Source organism: Labilibaculum antarcticum, assembly GCF_002356295.1.
Taxonomy (GTDB): Bacteria; Bacteroidota; Bacteroidia; order Bacteroidales; family Marinifilaceae; genus Labilibaculum; species Labilibaculum antarcticum.
Map to the genome: position 1 here is coordinate 1346384 of NZ_AP018042.1, position 24526 is coordinate 1370909.

Genomic DNA, 24526 nt, shown 5'->3' on the forward strand with positions numbered 1-24526 from the left:
AAAAGCTTTATTTTAACACATTATATGCGTGAGAGTTCCATTTAAATTAATTTAAACAACAGTAAGCATAACCATATCAGTTAATTACAAAAAAATACCCCATTTTTGAAAAGTCAAAATGGGATATCAATTCTAAATATGATATTTTCACATAAAATCGATTCGTTTAATATCTTCCCACTTAAAGTTTTGGTATTCACCTTCGTTCACAAAAACGATTACTCCAGCATTTTTATTCGAAACATCAGTTTGATCGCCCAAATATAGTTTCATACCGTTTTTAAGTTCAACAAGGCAGTAATTATAAGCCACAGGTTCAATACTTCTGATATTTCGAAATGGAACAAAAAATTCCAGTTCATCATTTAAGCCATTCAAAATTTCAGAATCCATCGCCTCATCTAAATCGTAAACAATAACACCTTTATACGATTCACCTCCCTTTGTAACTAATGTACCGAACAACCTTTCAGATACCCTATATTCTGATAAACAATCATTATTGCTTTTTGAACGAGGAAGAATCTCCAAAGAAAGAAAGTGACTCCAAGGGAAATCAATGCGTCCAACATCCGGGATACTCACAACAATTCCTCTGTTGTATTTATTTACATCATTTTCACCAGTCAATTCGAACTGTCGATCGGAGCTCAAAGTAATAAGACTACCTCTTTCCGTTTTTTCAATTGTTTTAATTTTATTGAAAGGAATTGCCAAGTCACCATCACGACCTCTTCCATCCAATATATCACCAGCCAGCCGCTCGTCATGATCCCACTGAATAAAACCGGTAAACTCACCTTTTGTTGTTGATAATTTCCCATATATCGGCTCACCGAAAGTTTCCACTTTATTTGTAGCCGGCGTTTCAAAATTCACAATTTTAATACGCTCCCAATCTATTTTCAACAAACCTAATTCCTGATCAATAATCCAAACTTTGGTTCCTACATCATTCGAACCTCCAGAAAGATTGATATACTTCCCATCTTTAAGCTCCAAACTTACCGATTCGCTTCCGGTTACAGAGATTGATTTTATATCGCCAAAGCGACATTGAAATTTCCGATCGTATATACTTGTTGTGTTTCGTCTTTCATCATTGATTGTGACTTCGAAACGATCCCAATATCTTTTCTTGCTATTTCTCTCGTAATTAATTCTTTCTTTGGATTCCGGTAGGTATTTCAGATAAGGATTTTCTTCTTTTTCAGCATTAAACACATCAGATAAAAACACCTCCTCATCATTCCAACGAATGGCACCCTGATACACATCACCATCAACAGTGGTAATGCTACCGTATAAATAACAAGGATATGTTTGGCCTGAAGCTGAAAATGAGCCTAGGAATAGTTGAGCTAGAAGAAAAAAGAACAAGAGATTTTTTGCTAAATAATCCATACTTCCTGATTTAATTTATTGGTACTTTCCGCTCGTATGACGAACAGACACAACAAAAGTTACACAAGAAGCAAATAATTTATTCAGCTATTTTTTACGAAACAGTACCTGAATGTTCTTTGATGATTCTGTTGGAGTAAAAATTTGTATCAACTCCCAATCCGAATCGTACTCCGCAATCACCTTTTTCAGATTATAAATTTTGAGTAATTTCTCCGTAATAGTATCAGATTTTTCGTCCAACTCTTTGGATACATCCCATGAAAATGATTCCAATCTAAAGAACACAGACAATTTCTTATTCACCAGTTTCACTTCCACTTCTGCAACTTCATTATCATCACCTAATGGTATTGGCACACATATTTCTCTCATGAGTAAAAGATTTTAGAACGTTTTACAATATTGAGTTTATTCGTATTTAATTGCTTTGATTGGATCTGCATTTGCTGCCCTAAACGATTGCCACGCAACTGTAAACAAACCAATAACCAAGGAAATAATAAGAGTCGCGACAAACACCCAAATGCCTATTGATATACGATATGGAAAATCGTTTAACCAAGCACTTAACGCCCAATAGGAAATCGGTACTGCTATTAAATTAGCAAACAGAATTAATCTTATAAATTCACCCGTTAGCAGATACACCAATTTAACTACCGGCGCACCCAACACTTTTCGAATCCCCAACTCCTTGTTACGTTGTTCAGCCATAAAAGAAGACAATCCAAAAAGTCCCATAGATGCAATCAAGATACTTATCAAAGAAAAAATTGAAAAAATCCAGGTTAATCTTTCTTCCGGCTCGTAATTTTCTTTCATCCGATCATCTAAAAAGAAGTATCCAAAAGACATATTTGGACAGAATTGATTCCAAACTTTCTCTATATATGTTATGGTTTCTTTTCTATTTTTAGAATTTATTTTCACGTGTAAATTTCTTCGATAATCAGGATTCTCCGAAACAACAAGATTCATTGGTTCAATTAAATTTTTAAGCGGCTGATAATTAAAGTCTCTTATCACTCCAATCACTTCTCCCAATTGAACCTCTCCACCATCTTCAACGCCTTCAATCTTCAATCCTAACTGAAGTTTTTTCCCTAAGGAATTATCACCCCAATTAAATTTAACCGCAGCAGCCTGATTAACAATAAATGAATTCGCCGTATCCGATGGAATCTCCCTATTAAATTTCCGCCCTTTCAGTACATCCATTTCCATCACATCGATATAATCGAAATCAACGACATTAAAATTTAATGCATACTGTGCCATTCCTTCATCACTCTCGAACAAATGAACAGTTTTCGAACCTCCAAAACCAATTAGAGAACTTGAAGTTGTGACACCTTTAATATTTGGATTTTTCTTCAACTCCATTTTAAAAGCATCCATTCTGGTACGAAATACAGTATCTCGAATTGAAGCAACAAGAACATCTTTTTTATTAAATCCCAAATCCATATTATTCATATATAGAAACTGAGATGCAACAATTATAGTTCCGCTGATCATTATGGCTGAAATCGTAAACTGTGAAATCACAAGTATTTTCCGAAGAAATCCATTTGCGCCACTTTTACCATTCCTTCCCTTTAGAATAAATACCGGCTGAAAGGAGGACAAATAAAGAGCAGGGTAACTTCCTGAGAAAAGACCTACTAGAACCGCAAGAATCACATTAAACAGGATTACCTCCGGGGTATCCACAACACTTAAAATTAAATCCTTATTTACTAATTGATTAAACAGAGGTAATACTAACTCAACACATATAAGAGCAACAATAAGAGCGAATACAGTTAGCGATACACTCTCCAACATAAACTGACGAATAATATTTTCGCGCTGCGCACCTACAACCTTTCTAATACTAACCTCTTTTGCCCGTTTCGTTGATCGTGCAGTTGCCATATTCATATAGTTTATACTGGCTATGGACAATATGAAAATGGCTATTGCTGTAAGGATATAAATGTATTTTATATTTCCGGTTGGGGCATCCCATTGCAACTGCGATCTTAAATGAATATCACCAAGGTGTTGTATAATTAATTTGTACTTAACACCCAACTGATCGCCAAGCTCCTTCATGTATTTCTCGTAGTAAGCCGGAAATTTTTCCAAGATGGCATCAGACTCTGAGTTTTCTTTTAAAAGCAGAAAAGTATAATTGTTAAATGACCAAAATGAGATTGGTTGCTGACTGTTAAATTGCTCTGCTCCCCGAATGCTTTCCAATGTTTTCATGGAATAAAAAGCATTGTATTTAAAATGGCTATTCGAAGGAAGATCTTTCATTACTCCGCTAACAGTATAGGCTACATTTTCACCAACAAGCAACAACTTTCCTATAGGATCTTCGCCGTTAAAATACTTATCAGCCAGAGTTTCATTTAAGACTATTGAGTAAGGCTGAGTAAGAGCTTTATCGGGATCTCCTTTTAGCAATGGAAAGCTAAAAATGGTAAATACCGAAGAATCAACAAAAGCGATACGCTCTTCATAAAACTCTTTATCATCATATTTAAACTGCTGCCTTCCTGAGCCCTGAAAACGAACAAATTGCTCTACCTCAGGAAATTCCTCGGCAAAGGTTGGTCCAAATGGCAAAGGTGATGTCGCAACACGGTCTCTCTTTCCACTCAATGTAAAATCCGATCCCAAACGAATGATCCGTTCATGATTTACATTGTATTTATCGTATGATAATTCATCCTGAACAAATAGCAGAATCAGAATTGTACACATTAACCCAAGCGACAAGCCAACAATATTTATTGTTGTGTAGAACTTGTTTCTAGAAAAGTTTCGAAAAAGGGTAATGAAAAAATTCTTAAACATGTTTGTTCAATTAAATTAATACGAAATCAATTTTCAGAAGAGTAACCAAAAAATTGAATCATAACTGCAAAAGAATTCTACTTTTCTAGAGCTTTTGCCTCATATTCTCGGTTACAATGTGACCATCGAAAAGCTGAATAATACGATGACTCCGATCAGCATCTGATGGTGAGTGAGTTACCATGACAATCGTGGTTCCTTCCTCGTTTAGTTGAGTTAATAGATTCATTACCTCTTCTCCATTAGCCGAATCTAAATTACCCGTAGGCTCATCCGCCAAAATCAGTTTCGGTTTTGAGATCACTGCTCTTGCAATAGCGACTCTTTGTTGCTGGCCACCTGACAATTGCTGAGGGAAATGCTTAGCTCTATGAGCAATACTCATTCTTTCCAAAGCCTCATTTACTCTTCTTTTTCTCTCCGAACCAGATACTTTCATATACAAAAGAGGCAACTCTACGTTCTCAAAAACAGTTAATTCATCAATCAAATTAAAACTTTGAAAAACAAAACCAATGTTCTCCTTTCTCAAGTTTGTTCTTTGTCTTTCGGTGTAATTCTCTACCTGAAATCCATTAAAATGAAGCTCACCTTCAGTTGGATTATCAAGCAATCCAATAATATTGAGCAAGGTAGACTTCCCACATCCTGAAGGACCCATAATTGCAACAAACTCGCCCTTATTAATATCCAGATTGACATTATTTAATGCCGTAGTTTCCACCTCATCGGTTCTGAAAACCTTAATTAAATTTTTAGTGTTGATCATAGCCATATCTATTTAAACATTCACTTATTCATATTTTAGTACTCGTGCCGGTGCTTTTAATGCCAACCTCCATATTTGCTGATAAACTGTAATAAAGGTTATCAATAGAGATACAAATCCCGACAGAATAAAAATCCCTATTCCAATATCAATTCGATATGCAAATCCTTTCAACCACCACTCCATCGCAAAAAACGAAATTACCCAAGCAATGGCATTGGAAAGCATTACCCACTTAAAAAATTCTTTCAACAACAGCTGAAAGACAATATCCATATCCGCCCCGAAAACTTTCCGAAGAGCCATCTCACGAGATTTCCGTTCAGTAATAAAGGAAACGAGTCCAAACAAACCTAAACATGAAATAATAAAAGCGATCAGCGTAAACGATGCAAATATTTTACTCATTCGCGATTCAGCCCTATAGAAATACTTAAAATCGTCTTCTAGAAAACGGTAGGTAAATGGAACATCGGGAACTGTTGAATCCCAAACCTTTCTTATCTTATTTAGAATGAGGTCGACATCTTCCCCAATTCGAATTCCAATGTATTTAAATGCAATCGGATTTCTCATCATAATTAGAGGTTCAACTCCAACCTGAAGACTATTAAAATTAAAATCCTTAACAATGCCAATCACCTCGCCGGAATAACCCCAAATAGACAATGGCTCACCTATTGTTTGAACCATATTCAGCTTTTCGGCAGCCGATTCATTAATAATAAATTTCAAACTATCTTCTCCGAACATTTTGGAAAATCCTCTTCCCTGAATTACATCCATTTCAAATGTTTCAATAAAATCATAATCCACAAAAGACAATTGAAACAGCACATCTTCAGAATCTTTCGTTTTTCCCTGCCAATCAACATCCCATGTAGAATTAGTAAAATTAACAGGCATTTGATTTGCCGCAGTTACCCAATAAACTCCTGGTATTTTAATCAACTCACTCTTTAATTTAGGATAAATTGAATTAAAATCATTTCCCATTTCAATGTAAACCAGATCGTTCTTATTGTAACCAACATCCGATTTTTTCAAAAATTCCAATTGCTGATAAATGATGCCTGAACAAATAAACAAGGCTATCGACATAGAAAACTGGATAACCACTAACACTTTTCTTAGTAGAGCTGAATCTTTTCTCGACACTCCTCTAATCACCTGAATTGGTATAAAGGAAGACAAAAATAATGCAGGGTAACTTCCAGATATGATACCAGTTATGAGCACCACTCCAGAAACACTAAACAAGAAATTTATATTATTTATCCCCAAGGATAAATCCCGATCTGTTAAATCACTAAACCCGGGCAATAACAACTCAACCAAAACAACAGCTATTCCTAAGGCTATTAGTGTGAAAAATATCGATTCGCCAAGAAACAACCCAATCAACCCATTTCGCTGAGCTCCAACTACTTTTCGAATGGCAACCTCTTTGGCTCTTCTTTCTGATCTGGCTGTGGCCAGATTCATGTAATTAAAACAGGCAATTAAAAGAATCAATACAGCTACCAACAGAAATACTCTCACATACCAAATTGGCCCCATTTTATTCGAATCAATAGCATAAAGGTGATATCTGGCAAAAGCCTGAAGATCCAACTCAACATTTAAATTCTTAGTCCGGTCTTTTATATATGTTTTTAGTTGATCCGACAATTGATTCGATACAATTCCATCTTCTACTTTAATAAATGTATGAAAAGTATTTGCCTCCCAATCATTTAAATCATATTCCCACAACTTCTCAAAAAATTGAAATGGAAGAATAAAGTCGAATGTTATTGAAGAATTTTTCGGTGGATTCTGAATCACAGCCGAAACCTGATAATTAAACTTTGAATTAATCTCAATCACTCTTCCAATGGGATCAGAATCGCCAAACATTTTCCGAGCAAGTCTTTCCGTGAGAACAACTGAATTTACCCCATTAAATGGATTATCCTCATCTCCATCTACGATTGGGAAACTGAATATTTTAAAGAAATCTTCATCAACGATTTTACCTCCGTCTTCAACAAAACTTTTACCATTTACCGAAAGAGTCAATTGCCCCCAGGTTGTAACCATTCTTGTAGAATACTTAATTTCAGGAAACGTTTTCTTTATTGATTTCGCCAATGGTCCAGGTGTAGAATATACTGAAAAAACATCTCCATCAGCATAATTCTGATTTTCAAACACACTGTAAACCTGCCCTATATCTTCATGAAATTTATCAAATCCCGTTTCATATTCTACCCATATCAAAATGAGTAAAGTGCATGTTACACCAGTCGCTAATCCAAAAATATTCATTAAGGAATAGGACTTTTGCCGATATAAACTTCGTAAAACGGTATTCAATAAAATTTTTAACATCCACTTACTTTAAGACTAATTTGTCAACATCACCATAAGCTTCATAACTATTCGTTACAACTTTCTCTCCTGGTTTTAATCCTTCAAGAACCTCATAATACATCGGATTCTGATTCCCCAACTTAATAGCTCGTTTTGTGGCAAAATCACCACTAGGATCAACAACAAATATCCATTGTCCTCCTGTACTTTGAAAAAAGCCGCCTCTTTGAATCAAAACTGCTTCACGTGGTTCTCCCAATTCAATTTTTGTTCTAAATGTTTGGCCTGTTCTAATTCCTGGAGGAAGATCACCCACAAATTTCATATCTATTTCGAATTGTCCACCTCTTACCTCTGGATAAACTTTATAAACTACTAAATTATAATCAATTCCACTAAAACTAAACTTAGCATTTAACCCTCTAGTTAATCGTGCAATATAAAGCTCGTCAACAAGTGCATTAATTTTATAATTATCCAATACGTTAACCTGTCCTAAACGCTCACCTCTCGACTTAGACTCTCCCAATTCAACATTTAACGATCCTAATTGACCATCAACAGGTGCTTTTACATTCAGATTCTGGAGCTTTGCGCGAACCAGTTCCAAATTGTTTTCCATGTTTATCAAATTAGCATCCAATCGTTGAATTTGAATTGTACGCGATAAAGAATCTGTTTTCTGTCTCTCTAAAAGCAACTCTCTTGTTTTTCGATAGTAATTATAATTATCATTCGACTCTTCAAATTCTTCACGGGAAATTAAATCCTTCTCAAAAAAAATCTTATTTCTCAGATAAGCTCTTTTACTCTTTGATAAACTTAAATCTATATCCAACAGACTTCTTCTTACATTCAAACGATCTTGTTGCATACTCAAACGAGTATCCCGTAATCGATTTACTTGCTCAGTGAAACCAGCTTCAGAATTTAAAATTTGTAAATTCAATTCTGAATTACTCAAACGAAGAATTACATCGCCCTTTTTAACCATACTTCCTTCTTCCAGCAACACCTCTTCTACGCGTCCTCCTTCTACAGCATCCAAATAAACAGTAGTAATTGGATTTACTGTTCCTGTTCTCGCAATGTATTCCTGAAAATAATCAGTTTTTACTTCTCCGATTGAAATTTTCTCTACATCAACGCGTAAACGAGATCCTGACTCCCCCAAAAATGCGGTATATAAAATAATAACACCCAGAACAGTTCCGGCTAAATACCAATTCTTCCTTAGTAAATACCAGGGTTTCTTTTCAATAATTCTATCCATTATAATTTGACTTTTTTAATCCTTTCTCAAACACATCCGCAATATAACCACTTTCATGCCAAAACACTTTTAACATTGATTAACAACTTTTTAAAAAACACAAACTCCTTGATCTACATACATCTGTGAACGAAAACAATACAAACACTGTACGTATTCGAACATTTTCCTTTTAATTTTAAAATTTTAGTGATAACTTGATTCCCTATTGAGCATTGAAACCTGAAACGACAAATTAATTCATATTATGGCAAATCAAAAAAACGGAAAGATATTAGCTATTGATGATAATGAAGATATCCTGTTTTCCCTAAAACTGCTTCTTAAACAACATGTTGAATTAATAAACACCGAATCTGATCCGGAATTGATTCCAAAACTCATGAAACAGGATCATTACGATGTTATATTACTTGACATGAATTTCACCAAAGATGCAATTAGTGGTCAGGAAGGATATCATTGGCTAAATAAAATACTTGAAATTGATCCTCAGGCAGTAGTTTTATTTATTACGGCATATGGTGATATCGAAAAATCGGTAAAAGCAATTAAAGCTGGAGCTACCGACTTCATATTAAAACCATGGCAGAACGAAAAACTTCTTGCCACAATCTCGTCTGCAATAAAACTTCGCAGATCGAAAGATGAAGTAAGCGAGTTAAAGACAAAACAAAAAGAATTAAATGCAGTTCTCGATCAGCCATTTAACGATTTTATTGGCACATCTCCTGAAATGCAACAGGTTTTCTCAACCATCACAAAAGTAGCGGTAACAGATGCCAACGTATTGATTCTTGGAGAAAACGGAACAGGAAAAGAATTAGTTGCCAGAGCCTTACACCGAAACTCTCCCAGAAAAGATGAAGTTTTCATCAGTGTTGACCTTGGCTCAATAAATGAGAATCTATTTGAAAGCGAGCTGTTTGGACATGTAAAAGGTGCATTTACAGATGCTCGAGCCGATCGTCCCGGTCGATTCGAAATTGCCTCTGGAGGAACACTTTTCTTAGATGAAATTGGAAATCTAAGTTTGCCTATGCAAGCAAAACTGTTAACGGTTTTAGAGCGACGAGAAGTGATTCGTGTTGGATCGAATAAGACAATCCCAATCGATATTCGCTTAATATGCGCAACCAACATGCAACTGAAACAGATGGCATCTGAAGACAGATATCGCCAAGATCTTTTGTACAGAATTAATACAGTTGAAATTAGTCTTCCTGCTTTACGGGAACGATATGAGGACATACCACTTCTGGCAAATCATTTTCTGGATATCTATTCTAAAAAATATAAGAAAGCGATCAATCCACTATCAAAAGCCTGTCTGAATAAATTATATGATTACAGTTGGCCTGGAAACGTAAGAGAGCTGCAACATTTAATGGAACGAGCAATAATTATGGCCGATGATCGAAATCTGGATCCATCCGATTTCCAAGTTAGCGTTGAAAGAAATGGCCAAGAAGATGTTGAGTTTGATTCGTATAACCTTGAAGAAGTTGAAAAAAATATCATTCAGAAAGTTTTAAAAACAAATAAAGGAAATATTTCCAAAGCGGCCGGTGAATTAGGTCTTACGCGCACATCTCTTTATCGAAGACTAGAAAAATATGGTTTATAAAAGCTTCCGGATTAATTTTATAATAAGAATTATCGTCCTCTCGGCAACGATATTCTTACTATTTTACTTAGTTGCAAAAAAGAGCCTCTACTTCACAGCAAGCCTTACTTTTATTGCAATTATCTATCAGATTTATGAAATTATTAAGTACGTGGAAAAAACCAACCGCTTGCTTAAGAATTTTCTGGAATCCATACGGTATTCTGATTTTACACGAAATTTCCAAGTACAAGGTCTTGGGAGTTCTTTCGACAAACTGCAAGAATCTTTTAATGCCGTAATTACTGATTTTCAAAAAATAAGAGCTGAAAAGGAAGAACATTATTTCTACCTGCAAACTGTAATTCAACACATTGGAATTAGTTTAATTGCTTTTCATAGGGATGGAAAAGTGGAAATGATTAACAATGCATCCAAAAAGCTTTTTCAGGTTAGTAACCTGAAAATGATTCAGGATTTAAGCGGTTTTAGCGAGGAACTGGTGAACTGCCTACTAAGTCTTAAGCATGGAGAAAACACACTTGTTAAAGTTGTAGATAATGAAGACATTTTAAAGCTTGCAATTTATGCTACCGAGTTTAAAATTAACAACAGGCAAGTCATACTCGTTTCTATAAAAAATATTCAGTACGAATTAGAAGAACAGGAAATTGAATCATGGCAAAAACTAATAAGAGTATTGACTCATGAGATCATGAATTCAATCACGCCTATCTCTTCCCTTTCAACCACCCTCACAACAATTCTGGATGATTTTGGCGAGAACAACACCAACAAGTTTCAAGATGAAGATCTGGAGACTCTAAACGAGGTTAAACTGGCACTTGAAACAATCCATAAAAGAAGTTCCGGCCTTTTGCATTTCGTTGACACTTATCGCAATCTCACCAAAATTCCAAAGCCAAATTTTGGTATTTTTCAGGTACGAAAGCTTTTCGACAATATCCATCGTTTAATGCAGGAAGAAATTAAGAGAAAAGGCATAGAATGTGAGATTAGTATCAATCCAGAAAGTCTTGAACTTTCGGCCGACGAACAGCTTCTTGAACAAGTTCTAATCAATTTAATTAAAAACTCGATTCACGCGCTGGAACACACAGCGAATCCTAAAATTGAACTAAAAGCCTTTATGAACAAAAGAGGCCGAATATCAATTCAAATAAGTGATAACGGACAAGGTATTATAAAAGAGGTACTAGATAAGGTTTTTATTCCATTTTTCACAACAAAGCCAAAAGGCTCTGGAATTGGGCTTAGTCTTTCAAAACAAATATTGCGATTACATGGAGGAACCATTACGGCACAATCAATTCCAAACGAAAAAACAAGTTTCACTCTCACATTTTAACATGTTTTAACACGCCAATAATTTTAAATTAACAATTACTTTCGTTAAATTTATAGAGCAGATCAATCTCTAACCTTTAATTAAAACTTAATAGCGTATGACTAAGACAATCACATTCAATGAGTTAAGAGAAATTAAAGATCGTTTGCCGGAAGGAAGTATGCAAAGGATTGCGAAAGATTTAGAATTAGAAGTAGAAACCGTTAGAAATTATTTTGGAGGTACCAATTTTGATGAAGGTCAAAGTACAGGAATGCATGTTGAACAAGGACCTTATGGAGGCATTGTTGAACTCGATGATACAACTATTCTAGAACATGCGATTACAATGCTGGAAAATCCTTATTAATTAATGCACCAAAAATAAAAGAAGGGCTGTTGAATAATTTCAACAGCCCTTCTTTGTTATTTCCTATCTTATCTTAAAGAGCTTCTTTTCTTTCACTATGCAATTTATTAAAAATAATTGCCAGATTGGAATAAAGCGTAGTATTCTGAACAATAATATCCTCAGGGACTTTAATTCTTGCCGGAGTGAAATTCCAAATTGCTTTAATTCCCCAAGCTACCATCAAATCGGCAACTGTTTGTGCATTTTCAGCAGGTACAGTAATAATCCCCATTATCACATTCATTTCTTGCGACAAATCCCGGAACTGATCAATGTGGAATACTTCAATGTCGTTAATTTTTTTACCAATGGTTGAAGAATTAACATCAAAAGCAGCAACAATATTTAAACCAAAATGTGATAATCCGCTATCATGCAGCAATGCAGATCCTAAAGACCCGGCTCCAACAAGAAAAGCATTATCCATAATGGTAAATCCTAGAAAATCAGACAACACATCAACCAATGCTTTAACTTCATAACCCACCCTGGTTTTCCCAACAATGGCGGTATAGGATAAATCTTTTGTAACCTGTGTGGGGTCAATATTCATGTAGTTTGCAATCTGAGTAGATGAAACAAACTGTTGCCCTTTTCTTAATAAGCCTTCAGCATATGCCAGGTATGACGGCATCCGCCTAATAGTTGGCTCAGGAACCCCCTGAATTTTCTTAGAACTTTGAACCATAATTTCTTAACTTACACCTTAAATGAAAACAAAAATAACCAAGCTATCATTAAAGAAATAATTCCTTAATGATTTTTTGTTATACAAATCTAATTCTTAAATAAATGGCGCTGGGGACATTGCAAAGAATAACATCTTAATTCTTTGTAAACGTGGGCGATATAGGATTCGAACCTATGACCCCTTGGGTGTAAACCAAGTGCTCTGAACCAACTGAGCTAATCGCCCTCAACGGGTGCAAATATAAACAGAAAAAATTACACAGCAATAAAAACAGTAGTTTTGTTTACACGATTTCAGCGACAACAAAGGTGCTTCCTCCAACAAAAACAAGATCATTCTCGTGTGCATTTGCCTTTGCGGCCTCTAATGCTGTTTTCACAGATGAGTATGAATTCCCCACTAAACTATAGGATTTTGCCTTTGCAGCTAGAATATTTTGATCTAATGCCCGGGGAATATCAGCGCAACAAAAGTAATAGCTTGCATTCTTTGGCATTAGTTCAAGAATCTCATCAATATCCTTATCATCAACCATACCAAAAACAATATGCAAATTTCTGTAATCCATCGATTCAATTTGCCCTAATATTTCTTTAATACCAGCAATGTTATGACCGGTGTCACAAATTACATTTGGGTTACTACCAATTGTTTGCCAACGTCCCAACAAACCAGTTTTATTTACGACTTCTGCAATGCCTTGTTTAACCGACTCTTCTGAAATATTCCAGGATTGTCTATTCAGCTCATCAAATACACACAGAGCCGTTCTGATATTCTTAATCTGATAACTCCCTAACAAATCACATAACAAATTTACACTTGAATTATTAGTACATGTTTTATAAATTAGATTACGTTTGCCATCAACGAATTCATACGATTGTATCTCATACTGATCTTCAGAAAATAACAAATCAGAATTCTTATCGGAAGCAATCCCCTTAAAAACATCAATCAATTCTTTCTGTTTCTCACCAATAATCACAGGAATACCTTCCTTTATAATCCCAGCCTTTTCTCCAGCTATTTGGGAAAGTTCGGAGCCCAAAAGACCTGTATGATCTTTACTGATATTAGTGATCACAGAAAGTAATGGTGTAATAATATTGGTGGAATCTAATCTGCCTCCAAGACCAACCTCTACTACAGCAACATCAACCTCTTGCTCAGCGAAATAATCAAAAGCCATTGCAACAGTCATCTCAAAAAAAGAAGGACATAATTCTTCAAACTTGCATTGATGCTTTCTTACAAAATCAACCACGTAATCTTCCACAACAAGCTCTCCGTTTACCTTTATTCTCTCTCGAAAATCACGCAAGTGAGGTGAGGTATACAAACCAACTTTATAACCTGCCGACTGTAATACTGAAGCAACAGTATGTGAAACGGACCCCTTGCCGTTTGTTCCGGCAACATGAATCGATTTAAACTTTTTATGTGGATGATTAAAATATTCATCCAAAGCTAAAGTTGTATCCAAATTAGCTTTATAAGCAGCCTTCCCTGTACGCTGATACATGGGAAGTTTAGTAAACATATAATCTAAAGTTTCTTTATAATTCATTTTCAACACGCTAGTAAATCTGATGATTTTGCAAAGGAAGAATAAAATTTCTTAAATTTTGTGTTACCAGGTTGAACTTCCTACAAAAATTGCTAAATTAAAACTATTAAATACCACCGTTTAATTTAAAACATCAAGTCGGTTTCATAAAACACAACGATTTTTAAAGACTTTTAAACATATAACAAATTAAACACAAGCAGTTTATAATTAAAAGAAACGTCGATATTTTATGCTTGTCTAAATTAACCTCTAACACCATTCATTATGGCTAAACTCAAAAAGATTTTCGTTCTCGACACAAATGTTATTCTTCACGATTTTAATTCCATTTATAATTTTGAAGAAAATGATGTTGTTATTCCAATAACAGTTCTTGAAGAACTTGATAAGTTTAAAAAAGGAAATGACCAAATTAATTACCATGCACGTGAATTCAATAGAGAATTAGATCGGATTTCAGGAGATTCACTCTTTACTTCAGGTGTGCCGTTGGGTAAAAATTTAGGAAAACTATCTATTGAAACGGGAAAAGAATTTTCTCCTCAAATGAAAAGGTCTTTCCAAGATAATATTCCAGATCACCGAATACTAGCTATTGCAGAATACTTACATAATAAAAAAGACAAAAAAAAGGTGATTCTAATTTCTAAGGACATTAACCTTAGAATGAAAGCCAAATCGTTAGGCATTCCTGCCGAAGATTATAAAAATGATCAAGTTCAAGATCTTGATGATGTGATTCGCCTAGGAATTACAACTTTAGAAAATTTTGATGACGAAAAGATCTCCTCCCTGTATAATTCTAACGAAGGGATTACAGAAGAAGAGTTTGGATTCGATAAAACGATTACTGGTCATGAGTATTTTATTCTTAAAAGCAATTCATCCAGCGTTCTTGCACATTTCGACCCAATAACAAAAACAATATCACGGGTTGAAAAACCGAATTCATATGGAATATTTCCTCGAAATGCCGAGCAAACATTTTCGATGCATGCTCTTTTGGATCCCAAAATTTCATTAGTAGCATTAACCGGTCGAGCCGGGACCGGAAAAACATTATTAGCATTGGCAACTGCACTGCAACAAATTGATATGTACGATCAAATTTTTCTTGCACGACCTATTGTTGCGTTAGCAAATAAGGATCTTGGGTATCTGCCAGGCGATGCAAAAGAAAAAATTGGGCCATACATGCAGCCGCTATTCGATAACTTGAGTGTAATCAAACACAAATTTAATATTCACAGTAAAGAGTACCTTAAAATCGATGAGTTATTGAAAGATGATAGATTACAAATTACTCCTTTGGCTTACATCAGAGGCAGAAGTCTTTCCAATACTTTCTTCATTGTTGATGAAGCACAAAACTTAACTCCTCACGAAATTAAAACGATAATTACACGTGCTGGCGAAGGAACAAAAATGATCTTTACCGGAGATCTTGAACAAATAGATTCTCCCTACTTAGATAAGAAATCAAATGGATTAGCATACCTGTCGGACAGAATGCAAGGACAAGACATATTCGCACATGTTAACCTAATAAAAGGAGAAAGAAGTCATCTTGCCGAACTGGCAAGTAATCTTCTATAAATCTATTTATTGCAATACTGAAAAATTTCATTTAAATTAAATAAATCAAATACTTAGAAACGCACTTCAGATTATCGTAAAGGGCTTATATTATTCAAATCAAATAGGTAATATGACTTACTTACTCTCACTGAAAATCTAAACATACTCTTATGAAAATAATGAAATTTGCTGCCATAGATATCGGATCAAATGCAATCCGATTGTTGTTTATGAATGTGCTTGAGGATGGCAGTAATACATACTTTAAAAAATCATCATTAATAAGAGTTCCCATTCGTTTAGGAACAGATACTTTCATTGATAAATTCATCTCTCATGAAAAGGCTGAGAAATTAATTAAATCAATGAAAGCGTTCAGTAATCTGATGCAGGTTCATGAGATTGTGAATTATCGAGCTTGTGCAACTTCGGCAATGAGGGAGGCTACAAATGGTGCTGAGATCATTCAACGAATTGAAAAGGAATCAGGCATTAAGATTGATGTTATCGATGGAAAGGAAGAAGCAAGCATTATTTTTGATAATAAAATTGCAGATACACTTGATCCTTCTAAAGATTACTTATATGTTGATGTTGGTGGTGGAAGTACAGAATTGACTCTTTTTTCAAAAGGAATTTGCCGTTTTTCTGCATCTTTTAATGTAGGAACAATTAAAATTCTTCGGGATTGTGTGCCAATGGGTGAATTTATCCGAATTAAGGAATGCTTATTGGACATCTGTCCGAATTGTGAAAACATTGAAATCATAGGCTCAGGAGGTAATATTAACAGATTAGTAAAACTTGCGGCGCCTAAAAAGGAAAAATTCATAGCATACCAAGAATTTAAAAGTATTTATTATGAGCTTAAAAAATACAGCTACAAAGAATTAATGATTAATTATGACATGAATCCTGACCGAGCCGATGTTATCATTCCTGCAGCAACAATTTTCTTGAGTATAATGGAATGGGCAAAGGCCGAAAAGATACATGTTCCTAAAATTGGTGTTACCGATGGTATTATTCATCAATTATACAAGGAATATAGCTCAAGCAGTCTTTTAATTGATTAAAAAGCAATTCTTTTTCCTAAATTTGCGCAGTAAATAATTTTTATATTTTGAACTATTTCAAATTTGATTTGAGATAGTTCATTTATTTTGGCTAAATACTGAATATCAGCATCTAGCTAACCATCAGTAAGGAAAGAAACTATGTTGCAAGGTAAAAAAGTCGCATTCTACACATTAGGATGTAAACTTAATTTTTCGGAAACATCTACAATTGGTCGTTCATTTAAAGAAATGGGCTTCGAAACGGTAAAACATACCGAGAAAGCTGATATTTATGTTCTGAATACATGTTCAGTTACGGATCATGCAGATAAAAAATGCAGACAAGCAATCAAAAAGGCCATAAAAACCAATCCAAATGCATTTATTGCTGTAATTGGATGTTACGCCCAATTAAAACCAGATGAAATTCTTGGGATTCCCGGTGTTGATCTTGTTTTAGGTGCTAATGAAAAATTCAATATCCTTAAGTACATTGATCATCTGGAGAAAAAAGGTACGGGAGAACTTCATCCCTGCGAGATTGCCTCCATAAAAGACTTCCACTTTTCTTATTCTATGGGCGATAGAACACGTTGTTTTCTTAAAATTCAAGATGGTTGCGATTATTATTGCACTTATTGCACAATTCCATTTGCTCGCGGCAACAGCCGCAACATGAGCATAAAAGAAACAGTTCAGCAAGCTGAAAAAGTGGCAGAACAAGGAGCTAAGGAAATCATCTTAACAGGAGTTAATATTGGTGATTTTGGAAAAAGCACGAACGAAACCTTTCTGGATTTAATTAAAGAACTAGAAAAGGTAAAAGGAATTAGCCGTATTCGTATTTCTTCAATCGAACCAAACCTTCTAAGCAATGAGATTATTGAATTTGTTGCTCAATCTGAAAAATTTGTAAACCATTTTCACCTTCCTCTTCAAGCAGGTTCCAACAAAGTATTGAAACTGATGAAGAGAAGATACGACAGAGAATTATTCGCTCAACGTATTGAGAAAATTAAAACCCTACTACCTGATGCCTTTATTGGCGTTGATGTAATTGCCGGAAGTCGAGGAGAAAGCGAGCAGGATTTTGAAGATGCCTACCTTTTCATCAAAGATTTACCAATTAGTCAACTTCACGTATTCCCATACTCTGAAAGACAAGGAACAAAAGCGTTGGAAATAAAAGAAGTAGTTACCATACCGGAAAGAAAAAGAAGAGCTAAAATATTGCATATCCTTTCAGATAAAAAACTGAACGCTTTTTATCAGGAAAATTTAGGCAAATCAGAAGAAGTTCTATTCGAATCGTATAATGATCATGGTAAAATGTATGGATTCACGAAAAATTACCTGAAAGTTGAAATTCCATACAATCAAAACCTTCGCAACAAGCTTACGTTTGTTAACTTGCAAGAGGTAAATTCGAATGGTAATATTTTAGGTGCTGTAATTGATAAAATCCGATTCAAACTTAAACCTATTCTGCAATAAATTACAAACACATGATCGATCTTAAAGAACTTTGTTTTAAAACTAATGACATAGCCAGAAAAGTTGGCACATTCATAAAAGAACAACAAAGCAGAATCAAATCTGATGTTATAGAAGTTAAAGGAATACACGATTTCGTAACCTATGTTGACAAGACAGCGGAAAAACAGATTGTAGCCGAATTGAAACTGATTCTTTCTGATGCTGGATTTATAGCCGAAGAAGGAACAGAGACTCATCGAGCAGAGAGATATAACTGGATTATTGATCCGCTAGACGGCACAACCAATTATATTCACGGATTATCGCCATTTGCAGTTAGCATTGCTTTGCAAGAATACGATGAAATTGTATTGGGCGTGGTTTATGAAATTAGCCTTGACGAATGCTTTTATTCTTGGAAAGGAGCACCTGAAGCCTACCTAAATGGAAAAACAATTTCTGTTTCGAAAGCCAAGTCTGTCGATGCAAGTTTAATTGCTACAGGATTTCCATACTGCGATTACGATCAATTAAAAAAATTCATGGCATCATTGGAGTACTTCATTATTAATTCCCATGGTGTTCGTCGACTTGGTTCTGCTGCTACCGATTTGGCATATGTTGCTTGTGGCAGATTCGAAGCCTTTTACGAATATAATCTTCATCCTTGGGATGTTGCAGCTGGTTCATTTCTAGTTACGCAAGCAGGAGGTAAGGTTTGTGATTTTAAAGGAGGTAACAAATTCATTTATGGAAAAGAAATAATTGCCAGTAATAACCTGGTTCACAATGAATTTAAAACCATTGTTAATAAATACATGAGTAAGTAAGCCGATTATTTCATCCTTGCTTTCTGCAGATAATAAAAAATATATCTCATCTAAATGATAAAGCTTCTTTCCTATATTGTATATGGTCTTGTAAGGCTGATTAGCTACTTACCATTCACCATTCTATACATTTTTTCCGACATTATTTATCTATTTGTTTATTACATACTCAGATATCGAAGAAAGATTGTTACAAGTAATCTTAAAAATTCTTTCCCAGAGAAATCCGAAAAAGAAATTCAGACAATACGAAAAGAATTTTACAGTCATTTCTGTGATACATTTATCGAGACCATTAAACTTTGGACGATAAGTGAAGAAGAAATGAGAAAACGATGCAAGTTCCTAAATCCAGATATTTTTGACGCCTACAAAGCCTCTGGTAAAAGCATTATGACCGTATTGGGACATTATGGGAATTGGGAGTGGCTAACATCATTTGCTGTATGGAAAGATGCCTACTATCTGCCAATTTACAAACCTCTGCACAACAAGGTTTTTGACAAAATGTTCTTGCGTATTAGAGCTCGATTTGGAGCCAAGCCTGTTGCTAAAGATGATACTTTACGCACGATGATTTCTTACCGTAATCAAAATAAATATACGGCTACTGTTTTTATTGGTGACCAAACACCAAACAAAGCAAACCTTAACTATTGGACAAAATTTCTTAATCAGGATACTCCTGTTTTGTTAGGAACCGAGCGCATTGCTAAAAAGTTGGATCAGGTCGTTGTGTTTATTCACATGAAGAAAGTGAAGAGAGGATATTATGAAGTAAACATTATTCCTCTTTTTGAAAATCCTAAAGAAACAGCTGAATTTGAAATCACTGAAAAACACACTCGTGTTTTAGAGAAAATTATTCAGGAAGATCCTGCTTACTGGCTATGGTCACATAGAAGATGGAAGCACAAAAAAGAAGATTCAGATAAATAAAATACAAGTAAAAAACATCGGTAAGAATAAAATGAATAGAATTGGAATCGTAATACTAAACTGGAACGGAAAAAAATTACTAGAACAATTTCTGCCATCAGTTGTTGCTCACTCAGAGCGAGAATGGGCTGATGTTATTGTTGCAGATAATGCTTCAACTGACGATTCCATCGCATTTTTAGCAGAAGAATATCCAGATCTTCAAGTTATCCAACTGGATAAAAATTATGGATTTGCAGAGGGTTACAATAGAGCATTGAACCAACTTTCACATACTTATTTCGTTCTTTTAAATTCAGATGTTGAGGTTACCCAAAATTGGCTAGATCCCATTTACCATCAATTCGAAAAAGACCTAAGCATTGCTGCGGCTCAACCACAAATTAAAGCATTTCACAACAAAACAAAGTTTGAACATGCAGGAGCCTCTGGCGGTTTCATAGATTATTTGGGCTACCCATTTTGCAGAGGTAGAATACTAGATCAGATCGAAACAGATACAAGTCAATACAAATCAGCAACAGATATTTTTTGGGCAAGTGGCGCTTCCCTCTTTATTCGTGCTGATATTTATAAAAAAACGGGTGGATTAGACGGTGATTTTTTTGCACACATGGAAGAAATTGATTTGTGCTGGAGAATCAAAAACCAAGGTTACAGAATTATTGTAGAACCCAAATCTACAGTCTATCATGTTGGTGGAGCCACTTTACCATATAACAGTCCAAATAAATTATTTTTAAATTTCCGCAACAATCTATTCATGTTGCATAAAAATTTACCTGGCAATAAATTCTACTCTATTCTCTTACAAAGAATGATATTGGATGGCATCGCGGCAATTAAATTTCTTTTAAGTGGCGAATTTTTAAATTTTAGAGCAGTATTTAAAGCTCATCTCTCCTACTACTCCATGTTACCAAAAATGAGACAAAAACGAAAACATTTAGTTCCTCTTGTAATTAAAAAGGAGCACAAAGAAATGTACAAAAGTAGTATTATGTTTGATTTCTATTTGAAAAAGAAAAAAGAATTCTCAGATATTACTTTCTAAAAAGAAAATTTCAAATTAACTAACTGCGGTAAATTTAAGACCTATAATTGACACAAGTAAAAGAATTAAAAAGAATATTCTTGAGAAGTGAATAGGCTCACTGAATAAAACGATTCCTAAAATAGCAGTCGAAAATGCTCCTATTCCTGTCCACACAGCATAAGCAGTGCCTAAAGGCAAGGTTTTTATCGCCAGAGCAAGAAAATATAGACTTATTGCCATGGCAACAATCGTCACTAAACTAGGCCAAAGCTTAGTAAAGCCTTCTGCATATTTTAGTCCAACAGCCCAAACGGCTTCAAATAATCCCGCAATAATCAAATAAATCCACGCAATAGCCATAGTTACAATTTTTCAATTACCTGTTCCAAACGAATTCCTCTTGATCCTTTAATCAGAATATACTGATTAAGTAGTTCAGCCTTCTCAAGCTCTGTAATCAAGTCGGAAGTGCTCTTAAATGTTTTAAACTGTTTGTTCGAATTCACTTCCGTGAACATATCTCCAACCAAAAATACATTTTGCAGATTTCGATCTTGAATCAATTGCAGTAAATCCAAATGTTCTTTACGAGAATCAGAGCCCAACTCCAACATGTCACCCAAAATAATGACTTTATTTTTTCGAGACATTCCTGCAAAATTTTCAATTGCAGCCTTCATGCTGGTCGGATTCGCATTATATGCATCCAAAAACAAAACGTTTTTCTCAGTTTTCTTCAATTGCGATCGGTTATTGCTTGGCACATACTCCTCCAATGCTTGCTTTATTTCTATTTCATCAATTTTAAAATATCTTCCCACAGTGACGGCAGCCAATGCATTTTCGAAATTATATGCACCTATCAACTTAGTTTTAATGTATAATTTCCCAACTGACGATCTAATTTCTATAACCAGATATGGTTCAGCCTGTAGAAATTTTGCCTTAGAAAATGCTTTTTCCGAATTTCCATAGCTAATCGTTTCCTGATCATTCAACATTCCAACCAAATAATCATTATCTGCATTTATAAATACCTTTCCTTCGTTCCGATAAAGAAAATCATACAGTTCTTTTTTTGTTTTTACAACACCTTCAAAAGATCCAAACCCCTCTAAGTGCGCTTTCCCAACATTCGTTATTATTCCATAATTTGGCTCAACAATTTCGCATAACTGCTGAATCTCTTCAGGATGATTCGCTCCCATTTCCACAATCCCAAATTCGGTATCATCGCTCATCGAAAGCAGCGTTAAGGGAACTCCAATATGATTATTTAAATTTCCAATTGTAGCTACTGTTCGAAATTTCCGTTTCAAAACTTCATGAACCAATTCTTTTGTGGTGGTTTTCCCATTAGTTCCCGTAATGGCAATAATGGGAATATTTAGGTGTCTTCGGTGTTCTCGGGCTAACTTTTGAAGTGTCAACAAAACATCCTCAACCAAAATAAAGCGATCATCTATTGCATATTCTTCTTCATCGACAATGGCATACTTACAGCCCTTTTCTATTGCGGCCAAAGCAAATTTATTCCCATTAAAATTATCCCCTTTTAAAGCAAAGAAAATTGAATTCGGAACAATCTTCCTGGTATCTGTTACCACAATTGGATGTTCCTTAAATAGAAGATAAATATTAGACAATTGCATTGTGTGTTTTTCTGATTTTGTTCAACGAACAAAATTAGTAATTTCCAACAAAAAACCCCATCCTTTAGAGATGGGGTTTCAAAATATTTTAAAGTAACTACTTTTGATTTGCAGGATGTCCTACATGTGTCATTGCACATCTAAATCCTATATCATCACGAGCTTCTTTCTGATTTAAGAATCGACGAGCACTAGGAGACATCCAGAAAGCACGATCTTTCCATGAACCTCCCTTGTAAACGCGGGAATCATCGGTTACCATTGAACTGAAATCACTTCCGCCCTGACCTCTGCCTTGAACATACATACGACTTGAACCTGCCGCTTGATGTTCTGGATTGTTCCAGGTATAATCCGAAACAATACTTGATTCAACATCACCATCGCGATAATTTCTATTATCAGCAGTTTTGTAGTTTTCACGACCTACTAATTCTTCATCTTTCTGATTTCTATAACGAAGTCTACCTAAACTATCTTTCTCAGCAATATTTCCTTCTTCATCGCGAACAGCAGTTTTAAAAACATTACCTCTGTAAGGATTAAAGTCCGAAATATCTTCTGAAGACATAGGACGATAAACATCAGCAACCCATTCACTAACATTACCTGCCATACAATACAAACCAAAATCGTTAGGCCAGAATGAATTTACCGGAACCGTAATATCTCCAGCATCATTTAAAGCACCAGCAGTTCCCATATAATCACCACGTCCCCGAACAAAGTTAGCCATCATCTTACCACGAGATTTTTTGTCATCATTTCTAACCCAATGTCCATTCCAAGGAAAAATCTTACGATCTGTAATTCTTTCATCTTGTGAATTTCCAATTAAAGCAGTTGCGGCATATTCCCACTCTGCTTCAGAAGGAAGACGATATTTAGGAAGCAACATACCATCACTCCAACGAACCGATCTTTCCTCATTATCAGGATTTAAATCTGTAAGATTTTTATTAACAGCACCTTCATACTGTCCCGCTAAATATGATTCTGTATTGAAATTATTTTCATCACGCTGAGTAGGATCTTCATTCAAGATTCCTCTATCGATAAGGATTCTTTCGTTTACACGATCGGTACGCCATTCGCAAAAGTCTACTGCTTGTTCCCAACTTACACCAACTACAGGATATTCTCCATAAGCAGGATGACGAAGGTAATTGTTTACGTAAGGCTCGTTGTAAGCCAGTTCATCGCGCCAAACTAAAGTATCAGGCAGTGCTTTTCTATAAACCTCAGGGTAAGAAACAAATACCCTCTTAATCCAATGTAAGTATTCTAAATAATCAACATTACGAACCTCTGACTCATCAATATAAAAAGAAGGAACCGTAACTCTTCTTGGAACATTATTCCAATCATACATCACATCCTGTTGTGTTCTTCCCATAGTAAATGTACCTCCCTGAATAAATTTCAGACCAGGACCAGTTTCTTGCTGAAAACCGCTATGATATTCAAAACCTCCATTCTCAGGCTCGTTATAAGCCCAACCTGTGGTTTTCGATTTTTCTCCCTTTCCTACAAGACTTTTCACTTTCGAACAAGATGGTAAAATCATCAGTGAAATTGCAAAAACAAAGAGAATAATGCTCGATTTTAATTTCATAATAGATTGAATGTAGTTTATCTCAAAAATACTTAACTCAACAAATATAACTAAAAGAGTA

The 24526-nt window shown here is 35.0% G+C and carries 20 protein-coding genes and 1 tRNA gene; 9 read left to right on the forward strand and 12 right to left on the reverse strand.

The features are described 5' to 3' along the window. Positions 1-147: 147 nt before the first annotated feature. From ALGA_RS04945 to ALGA_RS04970, 6 genes are all read right to left on the reverse strand, one after another. The gene (locus tag ALGA_RS04945; RefSeq protein WP_096428276.1) at positions 148-1404 is read right to left on the reverse strand and encodes a hypothetical protein; all 1257 of its coding nucleotides are present in this window, start codon (positions 1402-1404) and stop codon (positions 148-150) included. An 87-nt stretch (positions 1405-1491) separates the two neighbouring features. Continuing rightward, positions 1492-1779, reverse strand: coding sequence for a hypothetical protein (locus tag ALGA_RS04950; protein WP_096428277.1), 288 nt, complete (start codon positions 1777-1779; stop codon positions 1492-1494). A 36-nt stretch (positions 1780-1815) separates the two neighbouring features. After that, on the reverse strand, positions 1816-4254 hold the full coding sequence (locus ALGA_RS04955; RefSeq protein WP_096428278.1) for an ABC transporter permease: 2439 nt from the start codon (positions 4252-4254) through the stop codon (positions 1816-1818). Between the two features lie 85 nt (positions 4255-4339). Continuing rightward, positions 4340-5023, reverse strand: coding sequence for an ABC transporter ATP-binding protein (locus ALGA_RS04960; protein WP_096428279.1), 684 nt, complete (start codon positions 5021-5023; stop codon positions 4340-4342). A 24-nt stretch (positions 5024-5047) separates the two neighbouring features. Continuing rightward, a complete protein-coding gene (locus tag ALGA_RS04965) occupies positions 5048-7396 on the reverse strand; it encodes an ABC transporter permease (RefSeq protein WP_096428280.1) in 2349 nt (782 codons plus the stop codon). Between the two features lie 4 nt (positions 7397-7400). Further along, positions 7401-8651, reverse strand: coding sequence for an efflux RND transporter periplasmic adaptor subunit (locus ALGA_RS04970; protein ID WP_096428281.1), 1251 nt, complete (start codon positions 8649-8651; stop codon positions 7401-7403). 247 nt (positions 8652-8898) lie between these two features. Between ALGA_RS04970 and ALGA_RS04975 the strand changes: the two genes are divergently transcribed. From ALGA_RS04975 to ALGA_RS04985, 3 genes are all read left to right on the forward strand, one after another. Beyond that, positions 8899-10278 (forward strand): sigma-54-dependent transcriptional regulator, encoded by a 1380-nt coding sequence (locus tag ALGA_RS04975; protein WP_096428282.1) that lies wholly within the window; start codon positions 8899-8901, stop codon positions 10276-10278. Between the two features lie 151 nt (positions 10279-10429). Next, positions 10430-11626 (forward strand): sensor histidine kinase, encoded by a 1197-nt coding sequence (locus ALGA_RS04980; RefSeq protein ID WP_231706060.1) that lies wholly within the window; start codon positions 10430-10432, stop codon positions 11624-11626. Between the two features lie 97 nt (positions 11627-11723). Next, positions 11724-11975, forward strand: a complete 252-nt coding sequence (locus ALGA_RS04985; RefSeq protein WP_096428284.1) for a DNA-binding protein — start codon at positions 11724-11726, stop codon at positions 11973-11975. Between the two features lie 73 nt (positions 11976-12048). On the opposite strand, the gene ALGA_RS04990 is transcribed toward ALGA_RS04985, so the two are convergent. From ALGA_RS04990 to ALGA_RS05000, 3 genes are all read right to left on the reverse strand, one after another. Next, positions 12049-12705, reverse strand: a complete 657-nt coding sequence (locus ALGA_RS04990; RefSeq protein WP_096428285.1) for a redox-sensing transcriptional repressor Rex — start codon at positions 12703-12705, stop codon at positions 12049-12051. Between the two features lie 153 nt (positions 12706-12858). After that, positions 12859-12933 (reverse strand) — tRNA-Val (locus ALGA_RS04995). Positions 12934-12991: 58 nt separating this feature from the next. After that, positions 12992-14278 carry a bifunctional folylpolyglutamate synthase/dihydrofolate synthase gene (locus ALGA_RS05000; protein ID WP_096428286.1) on the reverse strand — a complete coding sequence of 429 codons (1287 nt, stop codon included), beginning with the start codon at positions 14276-14278 and terminating at the stop codon, positions 12992-12994. Positions 14279-14545: 267 nt separating this feature from the next. Between ALGA_RS05000 and ALGA_RS05005 the strand changes: the two genes are divergently transcribed. The 6 genes from ALGA_RS05005 to ALGA_RS05030 all read left to right on the forward strand — a co-directional run bounded on the left by ALGA_RS05005 (position 14546) and on the right by ALGA_RS05030 (position 21216). Continuing rightward, positions 14546-15877 carry a PhoH family protein gene (locus ALGA_RS05005; RefSeq protein WP_096428287.1) on the forward strand — a complete coding sequence of 444 codons (1332 nt, stop codon included), beginning with the start codon at positions 14546-14548 and terminating at the stop codon, positions 15875-15877. Between the two features lie 152 nt (positions 15878-16029). Next, positions 16030-16935 (forward strand): Ppx/GppA phosphatase family protein, encoded by a 906-nt coding sequence (locus ALGA_RS05010; RefSeq protein ID WP_197705708.1) that lies wholly within the window; start codon positions 16030-16032, stop codon positions 16933-16935. Positions 16936-17076: 141 nt separating this feature from the next. Next, positions 17077-18411 (forward strand): tRNA (N(6)-L-threonylcarbamoyladenosine(37)-C(2))-methylthiotransferase MtaB, encoded by a 1335-nt coding sequence (gene mtaB, locus ALGA_RS05015; protein ID WP_096428288.1) that lies wholly within the window; start codon positions 17077-17079, stop codon positions 18409-18411. Between the two features lie 11 nt (positions 18412-18422). Continuing rightward, the gene (locus ALGA_RS05020; RefSeq protein WP_096428289.1) at positions 18423-19223 is read left to right on the forward strand and encodes an inositol monophosphatase family protein; all 801 of its coding nucleotides are present in this window, start codon (positions 18423-18425) and stop codon (positions 19221-19223) included. Between the two features lie 54 nt (positions 19224-19277). After that, positions 19278-20162, forward strand: coding sequence for a lysophospholipid acyltransferase family protein (locus ALGA_RS05025; protein ID WP_096428290.1), 885 nt, complete (start codon positions 19278-19280; stop codon positions 20160-20162). Between the two features lie 31 nt (positions 20163-20193). Then, positions 20194-21216 carry a glycosyltransferase family 2 protein gene (locus ALGA_RS05030; protein ID WP_096428291.1) on the forward strand — a complete coding sequence of 341 codons (1023 nt, stop codon included), beginning with the start codon at positions 20194-20196 and terminating at the stop codon, positions 21214-21216. 15 nt (positions 21217-21231) lie between these two features. Here ALGA_RS05030 and sugE read toward each other — a convergent pair whose 3' ends face one another. From sugE to gldJ, 3 genes are all read right to left on the reverse strand, one after another. Continuing rightward, positions 21232-21558 (reverse strand): quaternary ammonium compound efflux SMR transporter SugE, encoded by a 327-nt coding sequence (gene sugE / locus ALGA_RS05035; protein ID WP_317044268.1) that lies wholly within the window; start codon positions 21556-21558, stop codon positions 21232-21234. A gap of 2 nt (positions 21559-21560) precedes the next feature. Then, entirely contained in the window at positions 21561-22850 is a 1290-nt protein-coding gene (locus tag ALGA_RS05040) for a UDP-N-acetylmuramoyl-tripeptide--D-alanyl-D-alanine ligase (RefSeq protein ID WP_096428292.1), read from the reverse strand. 97 nt (positions 22851-22947) lie between these two features. Further along, positions 22948-24465 (reverse strand): gliding motility lipoprotein GldJ, encoded by a 1518-nt coding sequence (gene gldJ, locus ALGA_RS05045; protein ID WP_096428293.1) that lies wholly within the window; start codon positions 24463-24465, stop codon positions 22948-22950. Between the last annotated feature and the right edge of the window lie 61 nt (positions 24466-24526).